The 23333-nt window shown below is 67.1% G+C and carries 26 protein-coding genes and 1 pseudogene; 16 read left to right on the forward strand and 11 right to left on the reverse strand.

The annotated features are described in order from the left end of the window. Position 1: 1 nt before the first annotated feature. On the forward strand, positions 2-1000 hold the full coding sequence (locus VEIS_RS00820) for a tripartite tricarboxylate transporter substrate binding protein (RefSeq protein WP_011807975.1): 999 nt from the start codon (positions 2-4) through the stop codon (positions 998-1000). Positions 1001-1148: 148 nt separating this feature from the next. Here the strand turns inward: VEIS_RS00820 and VEIS_RS00825 are convergent, their stop codons facing one another. Further along, positions 1149-2069: a LysR substrate-binding domain-containing protein gene (locus VEIS_RS00825; RefSeq protein ID WP_011807976.1), complete on the reverse strand. Its 921-nt coding sequence runs from the start codon at positions 2067-2069 to the stop codon at positions 1149-1151. A 1136-nt stretch (positions 2070-3205) separates the two neighbouring features. On the opposite strand from VEIS_RS00825, the gene VEIS_RS00830 reads away from it, so the two are divergent. The 6 genes from VEIS_RS00830 to VEIS_RS00855 all read left to right on the forward strand — a co-directional run bounded on the left by VEIS_RS00830 (position 3206) and on the right by VEIS_RS00855 (position 9586). Continuing rightward, complete coding sequence (locus VEIS_RS00830; protein ID WP_011807978.1) at positions 3206-3898, forward strand: substrate-binding domain-containing protein; 693 nt, start codon at positions 3206-3208, stop codon at positions 3896-3898. 44 nt (positions 3899-3942) lie between these two features. Beyond that, positions 3943-4980, forward strand: coding sequence for an amidohydrolase family protein (locus tag VEIS_RS00835; RefSeq protein ID WP_011807979.1), 1038 nt, complete (start codon positions 3943-3945; stop codon positions 4978-4980). A 150-nt stretch (positions 4981-5130) separates the two neighbouring features. Then, a complete protein-coding gene (locus tag VEIS_RS00840) occupies positions 5131-6048 on the forward strand; it encodes an amidohydrolase family protein (RefSeq protein WP_011807980.1) in 918 nt (305 codons plus the stop codon). Between the two features lie 62 nt (positions 6049-6110). Next, positions 6111-7442 (forward strand): protocatechuate 4,5-dioxygenase subunit alpha/beta, encoded by a 1332-nt coding sequence (locus VEIS_RS00845; protein ID WP_011807981.1) that lies wholly within the window; start codon positions 6111-6113, stop codon positions 7440-7442. After that, on the forward strand, positions 7439-8392 hold the full coding sequence (locus VEIS_RS00850) for a Gfo/Idh/MocA family oxidoreductase (protein ID WP_011807982.1): 954 nt from the start codon (positions 7439-7441) through the stop codon (positions 8390-8392). Before VEIS_RS00845 ends, VEIS_RS00850 begins: the two co-directional genes overlap by 4 nt. 66 nt (positions 8393-8458) lie before the next feature. Beyond that, complete coding sequence (locus VEIS_RS00855) at positions 8459-9586, forward strand: mechanosensitive ion channel family protein (RefSeq protein WP_011807983.1); 1128 nt, start codon at positions 8459-8461, stop codon at positions 9584-9586. A gap of 44 nt (positions 9587-9630) precedes the next feature. On the opposite strand, the gene VEIS_RS00860 is transcribed toward VEIS_RS00855, so the two are convergent. Further along, positions 9631-10329, reverse strand: coding sequence for a GntR family transcriptional regulator (locus VEIS_RS00860; RefSeq protein WP_049773771.1), 699 nt, complete (start codon positions 10327-10329; stop codon positions 9631-9633). Positions 10330-10515: 186 nt separating this feature from the next. Here VEIS_RS00860 and VEIS_RS27985 point away from each other — a divergent pair, with 186 nt between their 5' ends. From VEIS_RS27985 to VEIS_RS00880, 4 genes and pseudogenes are all read left to right on the forward strand, one after another. After that, positions 10516-10776 (forward strand): aldehyde dehydrogenase family protein, encoded by a 261-nt coding sequence (locus tag VEIS_RS27985; RefSeq protein WP_232287987.1) that lies wholly within the window; start codon positions 10516-10518, stop codon positions 10774-10776. Continuing rightward, positions 10743-11051, forward strand: a pseudogene (locus tag VEIS_RS00870) (uracil-DNA glycosylase); the annotation flags it as partial. The gene VEIS_RS27985 and the pseudogene VEIS_RS00870, both read left to right, overlap by 34 nt. Positions 11052-11116: 65 nt before the next feature. Then, complete coding sequence (locus tag VEIS_RS00875) at positions 11117-11374, forward strand: DUF6364 family protein (RefSeq protein WP_041949703.1); 258 nt, start codon at positions 11117-11119, stop codon at positions 11372-11374. Continuing rightward, entirely contained in the window at positions 11371-11778 is a 408-nt protein-coding gene (locus VEIS_RS00880) for a PIN domain-containing protein (RefSeq protein WP_011807988.1), read from the forward strand. The genes VEIS_RS00875 and VEIS_RS00880 overlap by 4 nt, the downstream gene beginning before the upstream one ends. 13 nt (positions 11779-11791) lie before the next feature. Here VEIS_RS00880 and VEIS_RS00885 read toward each other — a convergent pair whose 3' ends face one another. After that, positions 11792-12703 (reverse strand): LysR substrate-binding domain-containing protein, encoded by a 912-nt coding sequence (locus tag VEIS_RS00885; RefSeq protein ID WP_011807989.1) that lies wholly within the window; start codon positions 12701-12703, stop codon positions 11792-11794. A gap of 203 nt (positions 12704-12906) precedes the next feature. Between VEIS_RS00885 and VEIS_RS00890 the strand changes: the two genes are divergently transcribed. Next, positions 12907-13893: a Bug family tripartite tricarboxylate transporter substrate binding protein gene (locus VEIS_RS00890; RefSeq protein WP_011807990.1), complete on the forward strand. Its 987-nt coding sequence runs from the start codon at positions 12907-12909 to the stop codon at positions 13891-13893. Here the strand turns inward: VEIS_RS00890 and VEIS_RS00895 are convergent. After that, on the reverse strand, positions 13880-14338 hold the full coding sequence (locus tag VEIS_RS00895; protein ID WP_049773772.1) for a GntR family transcriptional regulator: 459 nt from the start codon (positions 14336-14338) through the stop codon (positions 13880-13882). The two genes, VEIS_RS00890 and VEIS_RS00895, sit on opposite strands and share 14 nt — an antisense overlap. 6 nt (positions 14339-14344) lie before the next feature. Here VEIS_RS00895 and VEIS_RS29480 point away from each other — a divergent pair, with 6 nt between their 5' ends. From VEIS_RS29480 to VEIS_RS00910, 4 genes are all read left to right on the forward strand, one after another. Beyond that, positions 14345-14503 (forward strand): hypothetical protein, encoded by a 159-nt coding sequence (locus VEIS_RS29480; RefSeq protein WP_198137940.1) that lies wholly within the window; start codon positions 14345-14347, stop codon positions 14501-14503. Positions 14504-14536: 33 nt separating this feature from the next. Then, complete coding sequence (locus VEIS_RS00900; protein ID WP_011807992.1) at positions 14537-15973, forward strand: aldehyde dehydrogenase; 1437 nt, start codon at positions 14537-14539, stop codon at positions 15971-15973. An 88-nt stretch (positions 15974-16061) separates the two neighbouring features. Further along, a complete protein-coding gene (locus tag VEIS_RS00905) occupies positions 16062-16961 on the forward strand; it encodes an NAD(P)-dependent oxidoreductase (protein ID WP_041949704.1) in 900 nt (299 codons plus the stop codon). 45 nt (positions 16962-17006) lie between these two features. Beyond that, positions 17007-18008, forward strand: a complete 1002-nt coding sequence (locus VEIS_RS00910; protein ID WP_011807994.1) for a tripartite tricarboxylate transporter substrate binding protein — start codon at positions 17007-17009, stop codon at positions 18006-18008. 17 nt (positions 18009-18025) lie between these two features. On the opposite strand, the gene VEIS_RS00915 is transcribed toward VEIS_RS00910, so the two are convergent. The 7 genes from VEIS_RS00915 to VEIS_RS00940 all read right to left on the reverse strand — a co-directional run bounded on the left by VEIS_RS00915 (position 18026) and on the right by VEIS_RS00940 (position 23042). After that, positions 18026-19330, reverse strand: a complete 1305-nt coding sequence (locus VEIS_RS00915; RefSeq protein ID WP_011807995.1) for an NAD(P)/FAD-dependent oxidoreductase — start codon at positions 19328-19330, stop codon at positions 18026-18028. Between the two features lie 9 nt (positions 19331-19339). Further along, on the reverse strand, positions 19340-20071 hold the full coding sequence (locus tag VEIS_RS00920) for an amino acid ABC transporter ATP-binding protein (RefSeq protein ID WP_011807996.1): 732 nt from the start codon (positions 20069-20071) through the stop codon (positions 19340-19342). Next, a complete protein-coding gene (locus tag VEIS_RS00925; protein WP_011807997.1) occupies positions 20068-20718 on the reverse strand; it encodes an amino acid ABC transporter permease in 651 nt (216 codons plus the stop codon). Before VEIS_RS00925 ends, VEIS_RS00920 begins: the two co-directional genes overlap by 4 nt. Before the next feature lie 65 nt (positions 20719-20783). Then, a complete protein-coding gene (locus VEIS_RS00930; RefSeq protein ID WP_011807998.1) occupies positions 20784-21545 on the reverse strand; it encodes an ABC transporter substrate-binding protein in 762 nt (253 codons plus the stop codon). Positions 21546-21645: 100 nt separating this feature from the next. Continuing rightward, positions 21646-22272 carry a helix-turn-helix domain-containing protein gene (locus tag VEIS_RS00935; protein WP_049773773.1) on the reverse strand — a complete coding sequence of 209 codons (627 nt, stop codon included), beginning with the start codon at positions 22270-22272 and terminating at the stop codon, positions 21646-21648. A gap of 231 nt (positions 22273-22503) precedes the next feature. Continuing rightward, positions 22504-22680, reverse strand: a complete 177-nt coding sequence (locus VEIS_RS27990) for a hypothetical protein (protein WP_232287813.1) — start codon at positions 22678-22680, stop codon at positions 22504-22506. Further along, positions 22680-23042, reverse strand: coding sequence for an antibiotic biosynthesis monooxygenase family protein (locus tag VEIS_RS00940; RefSeq protein ID WP_011808000.1), 363 nt, complete (start codon positions 23040-23042; stop codon positions 22680-22682). Before VEIS_RS00940 ends, VEIS_RS27990 begins: the two co-directional genes overlap by 1 nt. Between the last annotated feature and the right edge of the window lie 291 nt (positions 23043-23333).

Here is a 23333-nt window from a genome sequence, read left to right on the forward strand (position 1 = left end):
CATGGCCATCGACCGCAGAACCCTCGTGACCCTGCTCGCCACCTCTTGCGCTGGCGCTGCCGGTGTCGGTGCGGGCGCGGCGGTGCAGGCACAGACCGCCTGGCCCACCCGCCCGATCCGCATCGTGGTGCCCCATGCCGCCGGCGGCGCGGCCGACATCACGGTGCGCACGGTGGGGCAAAAGATGGCCGAACGGCTGGGGCACAGCGTGGTGATCGACAACCGGCCCGGCGCCGGGGGCATCGTCGCGGGCGAACTCGTGGCGCGCGCCGCGCCTGACGGCCACACCCTGCTGCTGATCAGCAGTGGCACGGCGGTCAGTGCGGCGCTGTTCAAGCAACTGCCTTTCGACACGCTGCGGGACTTTGCGCCCGTGTCGCTGCTGGCCCGCTTCGACCTGGCCGTGGCCGTGCGCGCGGGCGGGCGCATGACGACGCTGGCCGAACTGCTGGCCTACGCCCGCGCCAACCCGGGACAGCTCGACATCGGCACCCCGCAGATCGGCAGCACACAGCACCTGGCGGCCGAACTATTCAAGGTGACGGCGGGCATCGATGCACAGATCGTGCCCTTCAACGGCACGCCGGCGCTCATCGCCGCCGTGCGCGGCGGCCAGGTGCAGGTGCTGGTGGACATCCTCGGCGCCCTGATGCCGCACATCGGCGCCGGTGCCCTGCAAGCCCTGGCCGTGCTGGGCGCCCGGCGGGCCACGCAACTGCCGCAGGTGCCCACGGTGCGCGAAAGCGGCGGGCGGCTGGAGCACTTCAACGTCAGTTCCTGGAATGGTCTGGCCGCCCCCGCCGGCACACCCGCTGCGCTGCTGGAACGCCTGTCGCGCACGGTGCAGGCCGCGCTGGCCCGGCCGGATGTGAAAAACCGCCTGCTGGAACTGAACCTCGACGCCCAGGGCAGCACCCCGGCGCAGTTGGGTGAGCACCTGGCGGCCGATATGCGGCGCTGGAGCGAGGTGATCGCCCAGGCCGGGATCGCCAGGCAATGAGCGCTGCCGCTGCGGCGGGAGATGGCGGCCACGCCGTCGATTCCCCGGCTGATCTGCAAGGCGCCAGCACCGGCCCCGTATGCCGGTGCAGGCAAATTCCAGGGGCGGCATCGATGCGCCGACGGGCAAGGCCCCATTTCCACATCCATCACCGGTACAGCGTTTGCAGCGTGCTGCGTATCAGTTGCGCCATGGCCTGCTGCGTGAGTGTGGCCGGGCGCTGCGAACTGACGGCCATGAACAGCTTGCTGCGCAGGCGGGTCTGGCTGGCGCCGTCGATCGGCCGGGCGTCGAACGCATCGGGCTTGCCGCAGGTGCTGACCGCGTTCATCGGCAGCACGGCGCAGCCGGCGCCATCGGCCACTAGGTCGAGGATGGCGGCCACGCCGTCGATTTCCAGGCTGATCTGCGGGCGCTGGCCCCGGGCGGCCAGTTCCGACTCGACCAGCATGCGGAGGGCGTTCGGGCGCGTGGGGATGACCAGCGGGAAGCGGGACAGTTCATCGAGCGGCAACGGCGCCTGGGCCAGGGCCTCGGCATCGGGCTGCCCGGGGCTGCGGCGCTGCACCAGGAACAGGTCTTCTTCCAGCAGCGCCGTGGTTTCCATGCCGGGCCCGGACGCGGTGTTGTACAGCAGCGCGATGTCGAGCAGGCCCGTGGTCAGCAATTCCTGCATGGCCACCGACAAGCCCTCGCTGATGGCCAGCGCCGCATCGGGCAGTTGCGCGCGAAAGGCGCGGGTCAGCGGCACCGTCAGCACCTTGGCGATGCTCGGCGGCAGGCCGATGGCCACGCGCCCGGCCAGCGCGCCGCGCACGCGACCGAGCTCCTCGCGGGCGCGCGCCACCTGGTGCAAGATGCTGCGGCCATGCTTGAGCAGCAACTGGCCGGCCTCGGTGGGGGTGGCGCCCCGACCGTTGCGCAGCAGCAGGCTCTGGCGCAGTTCCACCTCCAGCAGGCGCACCTGGCGGCTCAGCGCGGGTTGGGCAATGCCCAGCACCACCGAGGCCCGGGTAAAACTGCCCAACTCGGCCACGCGCACAAAGTATTCGATCTGTCTGAGGTCCATGAAACATGCCTATGTGGTTGACCGGCGTCGTTCGCAATGGCGGCAACAGCGTCGGCCGGACGATCGCACCCTCAGATCGGCTGGTGTGCCGTCCGGCAAATCGCTGCACGCAATGAAATCGATGCGATTCGTGTCAGGGCGCCATTGTCATGCGCAGCCATTGGCGGGGCGGCACGCCAGGGCCTGTCGACATTTGCCTGAGTCCGCAAGCCCGAACGCGAGGACGGCAAATTGCGCAGCATCATGGCCCGAAGCGGATCGTTTTCGACGGATTCAGGGATGACGATGCCCCAATCGATAGGGTGGCATGACCCCCATGTCGATTGGATGCGCAATTGCGCATCCAATGGCCAGCGTTCGCTCAGGGATTACCCTGGCTGGGATGCGATTTTTGCAATCCGTGGGCTGCGTCGTGCCGGCCCAGCCGCCGCCGGCCATCGGTTCCTCGTGCCAGCGCTCGACAGCGCCCGAGCGGTGCCTGGCGCCCGGGCCAAGGATGCTGCGACGGCCATGATCGAACCACCGGCCTGCGCGACAGATCGGCGCCTGCGCCATGGTCTTGGCGCGTCGGCGTCGGGCGCGGTGGCGCGCCGGCATCCCGGAACCACGCCGCCCGGATGGCCCCCGGCGGTGCCCGCATCGCAGCCCCAGCGCCGGGCCAGCGCCGGCACATCGGTGCTGCGCGGGCTCCACCGGGGAATCCGCCAGCCCACCTGCGGCAAGTCTTGCCCATGGAGCGATTCAATGGAGCGCATCAGCCATCACAACCCGAGACACGCACATTCCGGTGCACACCAGCACCCGTCTTGCCGGTCACGCTGCGCATCCATCCCGGCGCTGTGTGCCACGCCATGCGCTCGGCCGATTCGAGACCGGCGCGCCCGGCACGCAGTGGGCCGTCCCCTGCCGACACCCTGGTGCCACGGGCTGCAATCGGTGCGCGCTGTGGCCACCGTCCGGGCAAGCAGCGACAGATGCAGTGCTGCGGCGGCCTTCATGTTCGCGTCGGTGCCGGCCATAATCGGCGACATGCACCGCACTGTCGCCGATTGCCAGTACCGTCGGCATCGTCAGCCCCCCTCCACAGGGAATCTGCTCGCCCCCCGGCGCCGGCAGATCGTCTGCGGGGGCCGCCGATGACAAGGCTCGGGCTGCGCTGCATCGCGTCGATGGCCACGCGCCAGTTGCTGGTCGAACTGCTGCCCGGGTTTACGCAGCGCTCGGGGCATGGCGCGAGCGTCGAGTCGGTGGCTGGCGTCGATGCGGCCAGGCGCGTGCAGGACGGCGAGGTCTTCGACCTGGTGCTGCTGGCATCGGATGCCATCGACAAGCTGATGGCCGCCGGCCGGCTGCTGCCCGGCAGCAAGGTGGACTGGGTGTGCTCCGGCATGGCCGTGGCGGTGCGCGCCGGGGCGCCGCTGCCGGACATCCACTCTGAAGAGGCGCTGCGCCAGACCGTGCTCGCGGCAGACCGCATTGGCCATTCCACCGGGCCTAGCGGTGTGGCCCTGGTCCGGCTGTTTCGGCGCTGGGGCATTGCCGATGCGCTGCACGAGCGCATGGTGCAGGCGCCGCCCGGTGTGCCGGTGGGCGCGCTGATTGCCGCTGGCGCGGCGGAACTGGGCTTTCAGCAGCACAGCGAGTTGCTGCATGTGCCGGGCATCCACATCGTCGGCCCGCTGCCGCCCGCGCTACAGATCAACACCACTTTTTCCGCCGCTGTGGGCGCGCAGTCGCTGCAGGTCGATGCGGCCCGCGCACTGCTGGCCTACCTGGCATCGCCGCTGGCGCAAGACGCCAAGCGCCGCCAGGGCATGGAGCCGGCCTGACGGCGCAGCACCCGCAGCCGGCGAGCACCAAGGAGCCAAACGCTATGAGTCTGATCATCGACTGCCATGGTCACTACACCACGGCCCCCAAGGCGCTGGAGGACTGGCGCAACGCGCAGATCGCGGGCATCCGCAACCCCGCTGCCATGCCCGCCGTGGCCGATCTGAAGATCAGCGACGACGAACTGCGCGCGTCGATCGCGGGCAACCAACTGCGCCTGATGCAAGAGCGCGGCAGCGACATCACGCTGTTCTCGCCGCGCGCCAGCTTCATGGCCCACCATATCGGCGACTTTGAGGTGTCGAGCCGCTGGGCGGCCATCTGCAACGCGCTGTGCCATCGCGTCTGCACGCTGTTTCCCGAGCATTTCGTGCCCGTGGCGATGCTGCCGCAAAGCCCGGGCGTTGCGCCGGCCAGTTGCATTGCCGAACTGGAAAAATGCGTGCACGAATATGGCGCCGTGGGCATCAACCTGAACCCCGACCCCTCGGGCGGCCACTGGAGCAGCCCGCCGCTGACCGACAGGCACTGGTACCCGCTTTATGAAAAGATGGTGCAGTACGATCTGCCCGCGATGATCCACGTCAGCACCAGTTGCAACCCCTGCTTTCACACCACCGGCGCGCATTACCTGAATGCCGACACCACAGCCTTCATGCAATGCCTGCAGGGCGACTTGTTCAAGGACTTTCCGACGCTCAAATTCCTGATCCCCCATGGCGGCGGGGCCGTGCCCTACCACTGGGGGCGTTTTCGCGGCCTGGCGCAGGAGATGAAGAAACCACTGCTCGAAGAGCACCTGCTGGACAACATCTTTTTCGACACCTGCGTCTACCACCAGCCCGGCATCGACCTGCTGCACCGCGTGATACCGGTCAGGAATGTGCTGTTCGCCAGCGAGATGATAGGCGCGGTGCGCGGCATCGACCCGCAGACCGGCCACTGCTACGACGACACCCGGCGCTATATCGAAGCCTGCGGCACGCTGAGCGCGCAAGACCGGCAGCAGATCTACGAAGGCAATGCGCGCCGGGTGTTCCCCCGGCTCGATGCGCGCCTGAAGGCCAGGGAAATGGCCTGAAACACCCCCGTCGCGCAGGCCGAAGGTGACACGATCGATCCGGGGCCCCATGCGCCAAGCAAAGCATTCCCCCATAGCCACCCAAAAAAGCAGCGAACACCGGATCACGAGCGGCCAACCCCCAGAACCCCCATATCCCCCAGAACCCCCATGAGCGCATTCAGCAAAACCCCCGGCTGGCTCGACTGGCACCCCAACCCGGGCAAGCCCCATTGGCAATTGCCCGCAGGCGCCGTCGACGCCCACTGCCATGTGTTCGGCCCCGGGGCCGAGTTTCCCTACGCGCCCGAGCGCAAATACACGCCCTGTGATGCCGGCAAGGCGCAGTTGTATGCGCTGCGCGAGCACCTCGGCTTTGCGCGCAACGTGGTGGTGCAGGCCACCTGCCATGGCAGCGACAACCGCGCCCTGGTCGATGCGCTGCGGCACTCGGGCGGCCGGGCGCGCGGCGTGGCCAGCGTCGAGCGCTCGGTGAGCGATGAGCAACTGCAGGCGCTGCACGACGCTGGCGTGCGCGGCGTGCGCTTCAACTTCGTCAAGCGCCTGGTCGATGTCACGCCCCGGGACGAACTGATGGAGATTGCGGCGCGCATCGCCAAACTGGGCTGGCATGTGGTGATCTACTTCGAGGCCGCAGACCTGCCCGGGCTGTGGGACTTTTTTGCCGCGCTGCCCACCACCGTGGTGGTCGACCACATGGGCCGCCCCGACGTGAGCCAGCCCGTGGACGGCCCCGACTTCGGGCTGTTCCTCGAACTCATGCACCAGCACCCCCATGTGTGGAGCAAGGTCAGTTGCCCCGAACGCCTGAGCCTGACCGGCCCCCCGGCCCTGAACGGCGAACGAAATGCCTACGCCGACGTGCTGCCGTTTGCGCGCCGCGTGGTGCAAGCGTTCCCGGAGCGCGTGCTGTGGGGCAGCGACTGGCCGCACCCCAACCTGCGCGACCATATGCCCGACGACGGCCTGCTGGTGGACTACATCGCGCAGATTGCGCAAACGCCAGCGCTGCGCCAGCAACTCCTGGTGGACAACCCGATGCGCCTTTACTGGCCCGAAGAATGTTGACCTTGCGCGCACCGCTCACCGCCCGCACTGCGCTACCCCCACCAACCCGGAAAGCCTGACCCATGTCACTGGACAAACCCTATCTGGACGTGCCCGGCACGATCATTTTTGACGCCGAGCAAAGCCGCAAAGGCTACTGGCTCAACCAGTTCTGCATGAGCCTGATGCAGGCCGACAACCGCGCACGCTTCAAGGCCGACGAGCGCGCCTACCTCGACCGCTGGGCGCTGACCGAAGCGCAAAAACAGGCCGTGCTCGCGCGCGACCTGAACCAATGCCTGCGCCTGGGCGGCAACATCTACTTCCTGGCCAAAATCGGCGCCACCGACGGCAAGAGCTTCCAGCAAATGGCCGGCAGCATGACCGGCCTGAGCGAAGAGCAATACCGCGACATGATGATCAGTGGCGGGCGCCCGGCCAACGGCCTGCGCGTGCCCGGAGAAAACGGCGCAACCCGGACGCAGCCCGCGCCGCCGGCGCAGCCAACCGGCGCGCGCCCGGCCAAGGCCCGGATCAGCGCTGCGGTCTTCAGCTCCCATGTCCCGGCCATCGGCGCCGCCATCGACCAGGGCAAGACACAGCAAGACTACTGGAAGCCGCTGTTTGCCGGCTACGACTTGTCCCGGCAATGGCTCAGGGAGCACCGGCCCGACGTGATCTTGCTGGTCTACAACGACCACGCCACGGCATTCAGCCTGGAGATGATCCCGACCTTTGCCATCGGCACGGCCGCCCAATTCCAGCCGGCCGACGAAGGCTGGGGCCCGCGCCCCGTGCCCCCGGTCATCGGCCACCCGGAACTGGCCGCGCACATCGCGCAATCGGTGATACAGCAAGACTTCGACCTGACCATCGTCAACAAAATGGACGTGGACCACGGCCTGACGGTGCCGCTGTCGCTGATGTGCGGCCAGCCCCTGGCCTGGCCCTGCCCGGTCATCCCCTTCGCGGTCAATGTGGTGCAATACCCCGTGCCCAGCGGCCGCCGCTGCTACCAGCTCGGCCAGGCCATCCGCCGGGCCATCGAAAGCTACGACGCAGACCTGAACGTGCAAATCTGGGGCACGGGCGGCATGAGCCACCAGTTGCAAGGCCCCCGGGCCGGGTTGATCAACAAAGAATTCGACAACGCCTTCCTGGACCAACTCATCACGGACCCCGAAGCCGCAGCCAGCATCCCCCATATCGACTACGTGCGCGAGGCGGGCAGCGAAGGCATCGAGTTGGTGATGTGGCTCATCGCGCGCGGCGCGATGTCGGATGTGGCGCGCGGTGCGACGCCGGATGCGGCGGCCGATGGCGCCACCGGCAGGCCCCCGAAGGTCGTGCACCGCTTCTACCATGTGCCCGCATCCAACACGGCCGTCGGCCACCTGATTTTGGAGAACCCATGACCCCCACCATCAAAGTCGCGCTGGCCGGTGCCGGCGCCTTCGGCATCAAGCACCTGGACGGCATCAAAAACATCGACGGCGTGCAGGTCGCCGCGCTGATCGGCCGCGAGTTGGACAAAACCTGCGCCATCGCCGCCCGATACGGCATCGCCCACGCGGGCATCGACCTGGCCGAAGCCCTGGCCCGGCCCGACATCGACGCCGTGATCCTGTGCACCCCCACCCCTTTGCATGCCGAACAAACCATGGCCTGCCTGAGGGCCGGCAAGCATGTGCAGGTCGAAATCCCGCTGGCCGACAGCCTCCAGGACGCGCAAGCCGTGCTGGCGCTGCAACGGCAGACCGCCCTGGTGGCCATGTGCGGCCACACCCGGCGCTTCAACCCGAGCCACCAGTACCTGCACCAGCGCATCCGGAAAGGGGAATTCAACATCCAGCAAATGGACGTGCAGACCTATTTTTTTCGCCGCAGCAACACCAACGCCCTCGGCCAGGCCCGCAGTTGGACCGACCACCTGCTCTGGCACCATGCCGCCCACACCGTGGACCTGTTCGCCTACCAGACCAACAGCCCGATCGTGCAAGCCAACGCCATCCAGGGCCCGATCCACCCGGAGCTGGGCATCGCGCTGGACATGAGCATACAACTGAAGGCGGCCAATGGCGCCATCTGCACGCTGAGCCTGAGCTTCAACAACGACGGCCCGCTGGGCACCTGGTTTCGCTACATCGGCGACAGCGCCACCTACATCGCCCGCTACGACGACCTGTTCACCGGCAACGAAGAACGGATCGATGTCTCCACCGTCGATGTGTCGATGAACGGCATCGAACTGCAGGACCGCGAATTCTTCGCCGCCATCCGCGAGCGCCGCGAGCCCAACGCCAGCGTCGGCCGCGTGCTCGCCTGCTACCAGGTGCTGCATCAGCTCGCGCAGCAGTTGCAGTGAATCCCCCGGAATCGACGAGCGCACCGGCGAACATCGACGAACACCGACGACAGCGAGAGCCTTCAGATGCAATACGACGCCTTTGCGGACTGGGTCCGGCAGACCAGCTTTGCCGGCCTGCCGCTGTGGAACCTGATGCTGGCGCTGGCCGCCGCCGTGGCCAGCTATGTGCTCATCGGGCTGCTGCTGCGCCTGCTCACCGGGCGCGCCAAGACCTGGGCCAGCCTGACCGGCGGCGCAGCGGCCCGCACGGGGGTCGATGTGCTCGAAGGCACCAGCCGCCCGCTGATGCTGGTGCTCGCCTTGCTGATCGGCGCCAGCCTGCTGGACTTGCCCGGGCGCTGGGAAAACCGCCTGGACCAGTTGTGGTTCGTCGCCATGGCCTTGCAGATGGGGCTGTGGGGCCGGCGCGCGATAGACCTCGGCGTGCACCGCTACCTGGAGCGCCATGGCCCGGCAAACGCTGCGACCGGCACGGCGCAGCAGGTCGGCGCCTCGGCCACGCTGCTGTCCTGGGGCCTGCGCAGCCTGCTGTGGAGCGTGGTGTTGCTGGCCATCCTGTCGAACGTGGGCGTGAACATCACGGCCTTCATCGCCAGCCTGGGGGTCGGTGGCATCGCGGTGGCATTGGCGGTGCAAAACATCCTGGGCGATCTGTTTGCCTCGCTGGCGATTGCGGTGGACAAGCCCTTCGAGGTGGGCGACTTCATCACCGTGGGCAGCATTTCCGGCACCGTGCAGGTGATTGGCCTGAAGACCACGCGCATCCGCAGCCTGCAGGGTGAGCAGATCGTGGTGTCCAACACCGACCTGCTCAAACAGACCATCAGCAATTTCCGCCTGCTGGAGACGCGGCGCATCGTGTTCGGTTTCGGCGTCGCCTACGGCACCACGCCCGAGCAGGCCCAAGCCATCCCGGGCCTCGTGCGCCGGCTCATCGAGGCACAGCCCAAACTGCGTTTCGACCGCGCGCACTTCAAAGCCTTCGGCGCCAGTTCGCTCGACTACGAGGTCGTCTACTTCGTCGAAGACCCGGCCTATGGCGTCTACATGGACTTGCAGCAGTCGATCAACCTGGGGCTGATGCGCGAGCTTCAGGCGCTGGGCGTGGAGTTTGCCGTCCCGACCCGCACGCTGCATATCGCCAGCGCGCCCGCGCAGGGGCCGGGTTCCGAGCTCCTGGCGGCACGCTGAGCGCCAGGACCGGCGGCGGCTGGCCGGCGCATCGGAAACGCGCCCTAAGCCCGCAGATACCGCTGCTCATAGATGGCCCTTGCCCGGCCCATATGGGCCACGGCAAGCCGTTCCAACTGGCCTTGGTCGCCGGCAGCCAATGCGGCCACCATCGCCGCATGTTCCGCACAAGCCTGCTCCAGGGCCTGGGGCTCGGCAATGGCGTATGCCCGGGCGGGAAAACTCAGCCAGTCATGCAGCCGAATCGACTCGGCAAGGTAGGCGTTGTCGCACAGGCCGTAAAACAGGCGATGAAACAGCATGTTGCTACGGTGTATCGCCACCAGATCCCCGGTGGCGGCGGCCATCGCGTGGGCCTGGGCCGCATGCCGGACCTGCATCAGCCGATCTGGCGCTACGGGCAATGGCATGCTCGCCACGGCAGCACGGTGCAGCACGGCCCGCAGGTGGTACAGGTCGCGCAAACTTTGCGCATCGAAGCGGCGGATATGCGCCCCCAGGTGCGGAGGTTTGACGACCACCCCCAGTCTCTGCAACTGCGCCAGAGCGGCCCTGACCACATGGCGCTTGGCAGCGTAGTCCTCCATCAGGTGATCTTCGATCAGTCTGTTGCGCGGCAGTATCCGGCCACGGATGACATCCATCTCTATGGCTTCGATGACGGCTTGCACCGGCGCAGGCAGCGCGGCGCACACCCCTGCTGCGCCTGACTCGGAGGCGGCGAACGAGCTTTTCTTACCCATGTCCCGATGGTAGTCAACTGCGCTGCTTTGCATGGCACGGCGCGCGGGCCACGCGCTCATTTCATCGATGGTTTCATCGATGGCTTTATTGATGGTTTGATTGCCAATATTGTCGACAACGCGCTGCTTGTGTTTCGTGGTTTGGCTTCCTGGACTTCGCATCCCGGAAACCATCAGGCAGGCACCATGGCAACGCGGCAAGCCGCATCGGAACTCATCAGCATCGATCCGGCCAACGGGGCCGAGATCGCCCGCGTTCGCATCACCAGCGCGCAGGAACTCGACGCGGTCGTCGCGCGCGCATGGAATGCTTTCCGGCATTCGGGCTGGAAGTCACTGCTGCCGCACCAGCGCGCGCTGGTGCTGCATGCCATCGCTGATGGCCTGGCGGCAGAAAAGCAGGCGCTGGCCCGGCTACGCTGCTGCTCAACACCGGCCTCACGGTGAAAGAGGGCCAGGCGGCCAGCCACGCCGGCAAGGGCTGGGAAGAACTGACCGACGCCGTCATCCGCCATGTGGCCGAAGGCCCGCGCCCGGTGGTCTTCATGCTCTGGGGCTCGCACGCGCAGTCCAAGCGCGCCTTCATCCCGCAGGACCGGGGGCACCTGGTGCTCCTGTCCAAGCACCCCTGTCCGCTGTCGGCGCTGCGCCCGCCGGTGCCGTTCATTGGCAACGGGCACTTCGGCAAGGCCCGGGCGTTTCGGGAGCAGCACGGGTATTGACATGCATCGCAGCAGGGTGTGACGTACAATTTCTTGAAATCTGTACGTCAAACGGAGTATCCATCATGCAAACCAAACTGACCCTGCGGCTGGAGGAGCGCCTGATCACCCAGGCCAAGGCGCGGGCGCAGCGCCATGGCAAGTCGCTGTCGCAATTGGTGGCGGATTACTTCGTCCAGCTTGATGAACCCGTGGCCGCGCAGCGCCAGGCGCTGGAGGCGCCCCTGCCGCCGGTCGTCGCGTCGCTGCGTGGGGCGCTCAAAGGCGTGGCAGACCTGGACGAGGGCGCATGGCGCGAGCATCTGCGGACCAAGCACCAATGAGGGCGGTGCTGTTCGACACCAATGTGGTGCTCGACGTGCTGCTCGACCGCGAGCCCCACGTCCATGCGTCTGCCCAGGCCATGGCGCTGGTGGAGCGGGGTGAAGTGCGCGGCTTTCTGTGCGCCACGACGGTGACCACCTTGTTCTACCTGGCCAGCCGCGCCCTGGATGCCCGCCGCGCGCGCGGGCAGATTGAGGCCCTGCTGCGCCTGTTCGACGTGGCGCCGGTTACCCGGCTGGTGCTGACGGACGCGCTCGGCATCGGCTTTGCGGACTATGAGGACGCAGTGCTGCACGAGGCGGCGCGGCACGCGGGCGTGCTGTGTATCGTCACGCGCAACGTGCGCGACTTTTCCGCTGCCACGCTGCCGGTGCTCGCGCCGGACGAGTTCCTGTCGGGGTGAGCGGCAGGTTGGGCTACCAGCGCTCCGGCAGCCGCTCCTTGAGCAAATCGAGAAACGCCTGCACGGCCACCGGCAGGCTGCGGCCCGCCAGGGTCTGCACTTCCAGGTCGCGCAGGTCCATGCCCGGATCGCTGATGGGCAGGGCCACGATGGCGCCTGCCGCCACCAGGTGGCGCGCGGCGATCTCGCTGGCCACCGACAGGCCGCCCCCGTGCGCCACGAAGTTGAGCACCGTCTTGGCATGGTTGCTGATGAGCACCGGCGCCATCTGCAGACCCTGGCGGCTGCAGACGATGTCGATCATCTGGCGCACCGTCGTCTCGGGCGGAGGCAGGGCCAGGGGGTGCCTGGCCATCTGCGCCAGGGACACGCTGCGCGCCCGGGCCAGCGGGTGGCCGGGCGGGACCAGCGCCCGCACGGGCGCGGTCTGGCGGTAGGCCACCTCGATGTCCTGGTGCGGCGCGCGGCTGAAGCACAGGCCGATGTCGGCCGCGCCGCTGCGCACCGCGCCGGGCACCTGGGCCGTGGGCAGCGAGATCACGCTGAACTGGATGCCCGTGTGCGTGCGCTGGAACTCCACGCACAGGCGCGGCACCAGCTCGTTGGCAAAGGCGTCCGACGTGGCCAGCCGCACCTGGCCCGCGCGCAGGCCCTGCAGCGCGCCGATCTCGCCCAGGGCGCGCTCGGCGTCCAGCACCGTGCGCCGGGCGTGGATGGCGAGGATCTCGCCCGCCGCCGTGAGCACCATGCCGCGCGGGTGCCGCTCGAACAGCGGCGTGCCCAACTGCGCCTCCAGCCCCGCGATCTGGCGGCTCAGCGCCGAGGCCGCCACGTGCAGGCGGGCCGAGGCCTCGGTCAGCGAGCCGCTGTGGGCCACTTCCAGAAAGTAGCGCAGGGTGGTGTCTTGCAGCAGATGGGCGCGCATGGCGAGGGCTTTCAAAAGTGTGCCGTTGGTCCGCCCAAAGCATGGATCGGTTTGCCGTGGCGGCAAAGCTGGTTGCCTATTTGTTGGTAGCCATGCAAGGCATCGCTTCCTAAGATGGGCTTTTCGTCACGCCGCCTTGCGGCGGCTGCCGCAGCCCGGGTTCCGGGTCATCCATTCTTTTTTGCCGTTGGGGAGTGCTCTGTATGCGTCTTATCTCTTGGAGCCGTGGCGCGCTGGGCCTGGCCTGCCTGCTGGCCAGTGCATCCGCCACCGTCCACGCGCAAGCCGCATGGCCCGACCGCCCCTTGCGCGTGATCGTGCCCTTCCCGGCCAGCGGCGCCACCGACCTGGTGGCCCGCGTGGTCACCCAGCGCGTGGCCGCCGACCTGGGCCAGCAGATGGTGGTGGACAACAAGCCCGGCGCGGGCGGCACCATCGGCACGGCCGAGGCGGCCAAGGCCCCGGCCGACGGCTACACGCTGCTGCTGACCACCAGCAGCACGCACGCCATATCCCCCCACCTCATGCCGCGCCTGGCGTATGACCCGCGCAAGGACTTCACGCCCGTGGCCCACGTGGCCGACGCGCCCAGCGTGCTGCTGGTCACCAACTCGCTGCCCGTCAAGACCGTGGGTGAACTCGTCGCTTACGGCAAGGCCCACCCTGGCAAGCTCAACTACGCCACCAGCGGCAACGGCACCATCGTGCACCTGAACACCGCCGCGTTCAGTGCCCAGGCGGGCCTGGAGATGACCCATATCCCCTACAAAGGCACGGCGCTGGCCATTCCCGACCTCATTGCCGGGCAGACGCACGTACTTTTTGACTCCCTGCCCACGGGCATGCCCCACGCCAAGGCAGGCCGCCTGCGCGCCCTGGCCGTGACCAGCGAAAAGCGCAGCACCCTGGCGCCCGAGCTGCCCACGCTGGCCGAATCGGGCCTGCCCGGCTATTCGTCGGTGACCTGGTTCGGCGTGTACCTGCCTGCCGGAGCGCCGCCCGCGCTGGTCGCGCGCGTGCACCAGGCCTTTGCCAAGGCCGTGCAGGCGCCCGAGGTGGCCGCCAGCCTGGCCAAGCTGGGCGTGGAGCCTGCCGCGCCCAGCACGCCCGCGCAGTTTGGCGCCATGGTGCAGGCCGACAGCAACCGCTGGGCGACGGTGATCCGCCAGCACAAAATCACAGTGGAATGACATGAACCCACATCCACTCGACTGGAATCTCCCTTACGCCTCCCACCGCAGTGCGGTGATGGGCCGCATGCCGGACCTGCATCAGCCGATCTGGCGCAACGGGCAATGGCATGCTCGCCCCGGCGGCACGGTGCAGCACGGCCCGCAGGTGGTACAGGTCGCGCAAACTTTGCGCATCGAACCGGCGGATATGCGCCCCCAGGTGCGGGGGTTTGACGACCACCCCCAGTCTCTGCAACTGCGCCAGAGCGGCCCTGACCACATGGCGCTTGGCAGCGTAGTCCTCCATCAGGTGGTCTTCGATCAGTCTGTTGCGCGGCAGTATCCGGCCACGGATGACATCCATCTCTATGGCTTCGATGACGGCTTGCACCGGCGCAGGCAGCGCGGCGCACACCCCTGCTGCGCCTGACTCGGAGGCGGCGAACGAGCTTTTCTTACCCATGTCCCGATGGTCGTCAACTGCGCTGCTTTGCATGGCACGGCGTGCGGGCCACGCGCTCATTTCATCGATGGTTTCATCGATGGTTTCATCGATGGTTTCATTGATGGTTTGATTGCCAATATTGTCGACAACGCGCTGCTTGTGTTTCGTGGTTTGGCTTCCTAGACTTCGCATCCCGGAAACCATCAGGCAGGCACCATGGCAACGCGGCAAGCCGCATCGGAACTCATCAGCATCGATCCGGCCAACGGGGCCGAGATCGCCCGCGTTCGCATCACCAGCGCGCAGGAACTCGACGCAGTCGTCGCGCGCGCATGGAATGCTTTCCGGCATTCGGGCTGGAAGTCACTGCTGCCGCACCAGCGCGCGCTGGTGCTGCATGCCATTGCTGATGGCCTGGCGGCAGAAAAGCAGGCGCTGGCCCGGCTACAGATGCAGGACAACGGCAAACCATGGGGCGAGTGTCGCTCGATGGTGGAGTCGGCCATCGGCACCTTCCGGTACTACGCTGGTGTTTGCGAGACGCTGCAAACCGACGTGACACCTGTGCGCGGCGACTATGTGTCCTTTACCGTCCTCGAACCATTCGGGGTCGTGGCGGCGATCACGCCGTGGAACTCGCCCATCATGAACGACGCGACCAAGGTCGCCCCGGCGCTGGCGGCAGGCAACGCCGTGATTCTCAAACCGTCGGAGGACGCGCCGCTGCTGGCGCCGGAACTGGCGCGCATTGCACACGCGGCAGGGCTGCCCGAGCATCTGCTGCAAGTAGTGCAGGGTCGGGGCGCCGATGTCGGCGCAGCCCTCGTGTCCCACCATGGCGTGCGCATGATCTCGTTCACTGGCGGCACGGATTCCGGCAAGGCCATTGCCCATGCGGCCGCTGAGCGACTGGTTCCTGCGGCGCTGGAACTCGGTGGCAAGTCGCCGCATATCGTGTTTGCCGATGCCCACCGTGAACATGCGGTGGCGGCGGTCGTGGCCGGCATCTTCGGCTCTGCCGGCCAGTCTTGTGTCGCCGGCTCCCGGCTTTTCATCGAGGAGTGCGTCTACGCCGAGGTGCTGGCACAGGTGGTGGCGCAGGCCCGCCGCCTCCGGGTGGCACCCCCTGACGCCGAGGGCGTGGAAATGGGCCCCCTGGCATCGTTGCGGCACCGCGAAAGGGTGATCAGGTTTGTCGCGCGCGCCCGCGCCGAAGGGGCGCAGGTGCTCTGCGGCGGCGCGGTGCCGGCGGGTGCCGAATTCACCGCCGGGGCTTATTACCTTCCCACGGTGATCGATGGTCTTCATCCCCGGGCGGCCACTTGCCAGGAAGAAGCCTTTGGCCCGGTGCTGGTCGCTTTCGCGTTTCGCGATGAAGCCGATTTGATCGACCAGGCCAATGGCACGGCATTCGGGTTGGCCTGTGGCATCTGGACGGAAAACTTCAAGAAAGCCTGGCGTATCGGTCGGGCGCTGGAGGCAGGCTCGGTCTGGATCAACACCTACAAGCAGTCGGTCGCGAGCACCCCTTTCGGGGGGGTCAAAAGCAGCGGCATCGGACGGGAAAAAGGCATCGATGGCCTGAAGCTGTACACGCAAGTCAAGAGCATGTACTTCGGCCTGCATGAACAGCCGCTGGGCATTTCCAGATAAGCCCCAACAAGTCCCGAAAAGCCCCGACAAGTCCCGACAAGGCCGCACCAGTCCGGGCAAAGCATCCCTTCTCACCCATCGGAACCCCATGACCCTCACGCCCCCGGTGGCCATCTACGGCCTTGGAAACATGGGCTATCCAATCGCCGAGCGCATTGGCCGCCACTTTCCGACGCAGGTATTCGACCTGGACGACACCCGCGTCGAAAAGGCCCGCGCCCTCTTCGGCGCTGCGCCGATGGGCCGGCCGCAGGACTTGGCCGATACCCGGGTCGTCGTGCTGTGCCTGCCAAGTCCGGCCAGTTCCCTGAGCGTCATCGAGCAGATCGCGCCCCACTTGCCGCAGGGCGCCGTGGTCATCGAGAGCAGCACCGTGAACCCTGAGCATGTCCATGCGGGCCAGAAGCGACTGGCTCCTTTCGGGGTCGATGTCGTCGACGCATCCATCCTGGCGGGTGTCGAGCAGATGGCGGCAGGCAGTGCCACCCTTGCGCTCGGCGGCAAGCCCGATGCCATTGCCCGCAGCCAAGGTGTTCTCGACGCCATCGCCAGCCGGCAGATTCATTTTGGCGCACTGGGCGCAGGCGCGGCCGCCAAGGTGATCAACAACGCGGTCGCCCATGCGGTCATGGTGGTCGTTGCCGAGGCGGGCGCGATGGCCACCGCTGCGGGCGTGGGTTGCGAAAAGCTGATCGCCCTGCTTTCCGATCCCCGGATGGGCCTGCACCGACCGCTCACCTACCGCTATGCACAGCGGGTCGTCAAAGGCGACTACACAGGCGGCATGCCCCTGGATGCGGCCCGAAAAGACTCGACCCTGGCCCTGCAACTGGCGCAGACACTGGGCGTTCCGCTGTTTGCCATTCAAGGCGCGCACAGCGTCTACGACATCGCCGCCGCCGCAGGTCATGGCCGCCAAGACTACGCCGTGATTGCCAAGCTCTGGGCCGGCTGGGGCTGCCCCACCGTGCCCGGGCCTGGCCCATGAGCACGGGCCGCACGCAAACGACGCACTCAAGGAAAGGAGCGACATATGTCTGATTTGGCGTCTGATTGGGCCTGCCCCCTTTCGGCCGGCACCCGCCGCAGGGCCGCTTGCGCGCTGGGCGCATGGGCGTTCGGCGCATGGGCCACCGGCAACGCCTGGGCCGCCTGGCCCGACAAGCCGATGGAACTGGTCGTGGGGTTCGCTGCCGGCGGAGGCACCGACACCACGGCGCGAACACTGGCGCTGCACCTGTCCAGACGGCTTGGCGTGCCGGTCGTCGTCAGCAACAAACCAGGCGCCTCGGGCGAGTTGGGTTTGGCGCATGTCGCCAAATCGGCGCCCGACGGCTACCTGATCGGAATGAGCAACATGCCAGGCTTGGTCACCCTCCCGATGGAAAGACGGACCCGGTTCAAGGCCGGCGACTTTGCCTACATAGCCAACATCGTTCGCGACCCGAGTGCGTTCAGCGTGCTCGGCAACAGCCCGTATCGCAGCATCGATGACCTGATTGCCGATGCCAAGGCCCGGCCCGGGCAGATCAGCTACGGCTCGACCGGAACCGGAACCGACGACCACCTGGCGCTGGTTTTGTTTGAACGGCTGACCGGCGCCCAATTCACCCATGTGCCCTACAACGGCGCCGGCCCATTGCGCACCGCCGTGCTGGGCGGCCATGTGCTGGTCGGGGGGATGAACCTCGGCGAGGTCATGCCATACCGCGACAAGCTGCGCGTGCTGGCGCAGGCCAGCCCTGGCCGATCCCGGCTGGCCCCGGATGTGCCGAGCTTCAATGAGCAGCATGTCGATCTGGTCTTCAATTCAGAGCGGGGCATCGTCGCCCCGGCGGGTCTGCCAGCCGATGCACGGCAACGGCTGACCGATGCGCTGCGCTCGGTGGCGGCCGATCCGCTATTTCAGCAGCAGATGCAGGCGCAATTCACCGAGATGGATTATCTCGAGGGCGCAGCATGGCAAGCCCGTCTGGAGAAGGCGGCGGCTGAATTCGGTGCGCTTTGGAAGTCCGCCCCCTGGACTGATTCGTAAGCGCCGGCCGCCGTCTTTCAGACGCCGCCGTCGGTCATGCGGTACCAGCCGATCACGGCCGAGACATAGATGCGCCGCAGGCCGTGCAGCGGAAACGGCCGCAGGTCCGACAGCGGCACGGGCAGGGCTTTCGCGTCGCCCGTGCCGAGGTACTGCGCCAGCGCCTGGCCCATGCGCGTTTGCAGCCCGACGCCACGGCCCTGGCAGCCGATGTCGATCAACAGGCCCGGAGCCGGTTCGTGCAGATGCGGGAGGTAGTCGCGCGTGATCGCCACATGGCCGCACCAGCGGTACGCGATCGGCGCGCCGGCTGCTTGCGGGAATAGCTTGGCGACGATGTGTTCGAGGTGCGACCAGTCGCCGGGCTGGCCGGCATCGGGTTCGCGAAAGCTGCCGCGACCGCCCATCAGCAAGCGGCCCATGTGGTCCAGGCGGTAGTACAGCAGCAGGTTGCGCGCGTCGGAGGAAACATGGCCTTCGGGCAGGATGGTCTTGCGCACCGCATCGGGCAGCGGCTCGGTGGCGACCTGAAACGAGTTCGCGTCGATGATGGTCTTGCGCAGGCCTGGCCACAGATCGCCGGTGTAGCCGTTGGTGCACAGCACGACACGCTCGGCCGTCACGCGCAGGCCGCGGCTGGTCCAGGCCTGCCACTTGCCGTTGGCCCGGGCCAGTTGCGTCACCGGCGTGTCGGTGTGAATGACCGCGCCGGCGGCCTGCGCCGCGCGTGCCAGTTCGCGCGCATAGCTCAGCGGCTGCACGCCGCCGCCGCGCGGATCGAGCCAGCCGCCGAAGTACTTGTCGGTGCCCAACAGGCGTGCTGTCTCGTTGCGGTCGAGCGGGCGGGCTGCCACGCCCTGCGCCTGCCAGTCCCGCGCGCGGCGTTCGGCCAGTTGCACGGCGGCCGGCGTGTGGGCGCCCTGGATCCAGCCCTGGCGCACGCGCGGCACGTCCATGCCGTGCTTGTCGATCAGGCCGAACACCGCGTCGGCCGTGCCATTGGCAAAGTCGATCAGGCGCTGGCCCGGTTCAGCGCCGAACATCCGCAGCAGCTCGCCAGGGTCGTGCTTGAGGCCCGCGATGACCTGGCCGCCGTTGCGGCCCGAAGCGCCGAAGCCGACCTGTCTGGCTTCGAGCAGCAGCACGCGCACGCCACGCTCGGCCAGGTGCAGCGCCGTGCTGAGGCCGCAATAGCCGGCGCCGATGACGATCACGTCGGCCTGCGCGTTGCTGTCCAGCGGCGTGGTCGCTGGCGCGGGCACGGCGGTGGCCGCCCACAGCGACGGGGCGAGCGGAAAGAATTCCTGCGTCGGGTTCGGCATAAAAATCCTTCAGAGCGGGTGCAGCACGCGGCGCAGGAAGTCCTGCGTGCGCGGGTTTTGCGGGTGGTTGAGCAACTCGGCGGCGCGGCCCTGTTCGACGATCACGCCGCCGTCGATGAAGATCACGCGGTCGGCCACTTCGCGCGCGAACTGCATCTCGTGCGTGACCACCACCATCGTCATGCCGGTGCCGGCGAGCTTGCGCATCACCTGCAGCACGTCGCCGACAAGCTCGGGGTCGAGCGCCGAGGTCGGCTCGTCGAACAGGATGGCCTTGGGCCGCATGGCCAATGCGCGCGCAATGGCCACGCGCTGTTGCTGCCCGCCCGACAGATCGGGCGGATGCGCTGCGGCCTTGTCCGCCAGGCCGACGCTGGCGAGCAACTCCTTGGCGCGCGCGCTGGCGCTGGCGCGGTCTTCACCCTTCACATAGACCGGCCCCTCGATCACGTTCTCGAGCACCGTGCGGTGCGGAAACAGGTTGAAGCGCTGGAACACCATCGCCACCTCGGCGCGGATCGCCTTGATCGACGCGTGCTGCCGGTCCACGCGCCGACCGTCGATGTCGACGCTGCCGCCCGAGTAGCTCTCGAGGCCGTTGATGCAGCGCAGGATGGTCGACTTGCCCGAGCCCGAAGGCCCGATGATGCAGACCACCTCGCCCTGCGCGATCGAGGCGTCGATGCCCTTGAGCACCTGGTGCTTGCCGAATGCTTTCTGCAGGCGGCGGATCTCGATCATTTCTTGCCCCGCTTTTCGAAGTGGCGCACCAGCAGGATGAGCGGCACGCACATGATCAGATAGAGCAGCGCCACCAGCGAGAACACGGTGGCGTTCTGGAAGGTCGAGGTGGCGATCAGCTTGCCCTGCAGCGCCAGTTCGGTCACGGTGATGGTCGAGGCCTGCGACGAGTCCTTGAGCATCATGATCATGATGTTGCCGTAGGAGGGCAGCGTGATCCTGAAAGCCTGCGGCAGCAGCACGCGCCGCATCGTCAGCCACCAACTCATTCCCATGGCCTGCGCCGCTTCCACCTGGCCCTGGTCCACGGCCTCGATGCCGGCGCGGAAGTTCTCCGCCTGGTAGGCCGAGTAGGCAATGCCCAGACCCAGGATGCCCGCCTGCAGCGCCGTCAGCGAGACGCCGAAGTCGGGCATCACAAAGTAGATGAAAAACAGCAGCACGATGATCGGAATGCCGCGCAGCAGGTTGACCACGCTCGCGCTGACTTTGGCCAGCAGCCCGATGCCCGATACGCGCATCGCGGCCCAGACCAGGCCGAGCAGGGTGGAGATCAGCAGCGAACCGAGCGTCACCAGCACCGTGAGCTTGGCGCCCTGGAGCAGGATCGGCAGGAACTCCAGGACGTTGCGCAAGAAGGCGCTCATGGGCGGGGTCTGTCAGTGGCCGGTGGGCCGGGGCTGGTGGATCGGGGCCGGGGAAAAGGCGCCGATCAGTGGTTCAGGCCCCACTTCTTGAGGATCGCGTCGATGCTGCCGTCGGCCTTGAGCTTGGTCAGCGCAGCGTTCACCTTGGCCATGGTTTCGGTATCGCCCTTGCGCGTGGCGATGCCGATGTCGTTGACCATGGTCGGCTGGTAGGTCGTGGCCATGCGCAGGTTCGGGAACAGGTTCCTGGAAATCGCATAGGCCGCGATCGGGTAGTCGAGCACACCCGCGTCGATGCGCCCGGCATTGGCGTCGCGCATCAGGTCGGCCGTGGTGTCGTAGAGCTTGACCTCGCTGAAGATGCCGAGCTTGTGCAGCGGCTCGACAAAGGCCGTGCCCACCTGCACGCCCATGCGCTTGCCCTTGAACTCGGAGAAACTGCGGTAGGCGGTGCCGTCTTTCACCGGCACCACGATGCCTTCGCCGTAGCTGTAGATGGGCTGCGAGAAGTCCACCACCTGCTGGCGCACCGGCGTGATGAACATCGCGGCCGAGATCAGGTCGATGCGCCCGGAGGTGAGCGAGCCGATCAGCGCCGAGAACTGCATCGGCTCGATCTGCACCGCAAAGCCCGAGGTCTTGCCGACGGCCTTGACGATGTCCGCCATGAGGCCGTCGATGGTGTTGGTCTTGGTGTCGAGAAAGGTGAAGGGGTTGCCGGTGGGCGTGGAGCCGACCTTGAGCACGGCCTGGGCCGATGCCTGGCCACCGCAGGCCATGGTCAGCGTGGCCAGCAGCAAGGCGGCGAGGCGAGAAGCGGGTTTCATCGTGGGTTCCTCTTTGAAAAAAGATCGAATGCCATGCGGCGCGTGGATGGGCCGGCCCCGGGTGCTTTCAGCCGGATGGCCCCGCAGCCGGTCCGGGGGGTCATCCTGGTGAACATGTGATCGCCCACAAGATGGTGGTGCTGGTCTGACCGGGGTTGCGCCACCGGCGCGACATGTCGCCGCCGTAGCAAAAACTGTCGCCGGCCTTCAGCTTGAGCAGCCGTTCCTGCACGAACAGATCGAGCTGGCCCTCGATGACGTAGCCGACCTGTTCGCCCTTGTGCGTGAGAAACAGGTCGTCGCCGGTGGAGCCGCCCGGATCGATCACCGCGCGGTACATCTGAACGCCACCCGAAGCGGCCGGCGGCGTCAGATTTTCCTTGTGGATGCCTTTGTCGCCGAGGTCGATGCGCCTGTGCGTGCCGGCACGCGCCACTGCGCCTTCGGCCTCGCCTTCGCTGTACCGGGTGTTGCGCACCAGCGTTTCGATGGGCAGTCGCAGTTCCTGCGCCAGCGCGCCGAGCGTGCGCATGGAGATGGAGCGAAGCCCGCGTTCGAGCTGGCTCAGCAGACTGACCGAAATACCGCAAGCCCGGGCCACTTGCTGCAACGGCAGGCCCAGCGCCTGCCGCCTTCGGCGCAATTGCTCCCCGAGCCAGAGGTCGATGATCGAATGGATGCGCCGCACCCCGGGGGCTGGAGGCGGACGAGTCGGCAATGGCGGCACGGAATGCTTTGTAAAACTTTCACAAGAGGATCGAGTCTCACACACAATGCCGCCCGCGACCACAGCTTGGCCTCAGGGAATACCCCGGGAGCGCGGATATCGGCTCCAGGCTGGCATTCGCGCCGGAGCAGGGCGAACCTTGGGAGAAGCAGGCTAATTCCAGTCAAAAATCGTCCCCACGACCCCGTCGGGCCGCTTTTTTTGGCGAGAGGGAATGCGGTCGCGCGCCGATCAGCTCGCTGGCGCTAGTGTCGCGTCACGGATCAGATGTCGTAGGCTGCGCGCAGCCATCGGAGCGCAGCGCAAGGCGCATCGCGCAGCCCATACCGAGCGTATTGGCAAGCGATGCAACGCCGCGATGCGCTTCGATGGCCAGCGCAGACCGACAGATGATCGGTGACGCGACACTAGGGTGAAGCGGGTGGACCCTTCCACCCGCCGAGGTCGAAAGGCCGCTTGTTCAGCAGGTGGTCGTAGTCCTTGGTGCCATAGGTCGCGATGACTTCGGACACCACCACTTGGTAGCCAGCAAGCCACTGCGCGCTCTGCGACTTGGCACGCAAGTGTTCGGCCGATGCCATCAGCTCGCGCAGGCCCTCGCGGCCTTCCCAGTAATACACGGTGCAGACCTTGCCGTTTTCCAAGTTCTGCCAGGCTTCTTCCCCGATGTAGCCTTGTGTTGCCTTCGCGATCTCCGCGATCCGGCCGTCGAGTGCGAAGTATTCGTCGTCGTACTCGCGTTGGTTGAAGATGAAAGATGCCGAAATCATGTTCCTCCCCTACGCTGTGGCCGGGACCCAATGGGGCGGGAACTGTGTTACCGGAGTGTTGCCGGAATGGACACGCTCCCCCGCATTCAGGAAATGCAAAGTGTATGACAGTGCCCCGGGCTTCGTGGCCAGGTCGGGCGCGAAATCAGGGCCGGAATCAAAGGATGACAAGCCGGCTGCGGCGCGCAACGCAACCGGCTTGCGTCGTCGCTGCCCGTGCGCAATGCCGGCAGCCACGGTGTGCTTGGGGGCCATGCAGCGTGCGCCATGGCCGGCCGAGCGGTCAACGCC

The organism is Verminephrobacter eiseniae EF01-2, from assembly GCF_000015565.1.
Taxonomy (GTDB): domain Bacteria; phylum Pseudomonadota; class Gammaproteobacteria; order Burkholderiales; family Burkholderiaceae_C; genus Acidovorax; species Acidovorax eiseniae.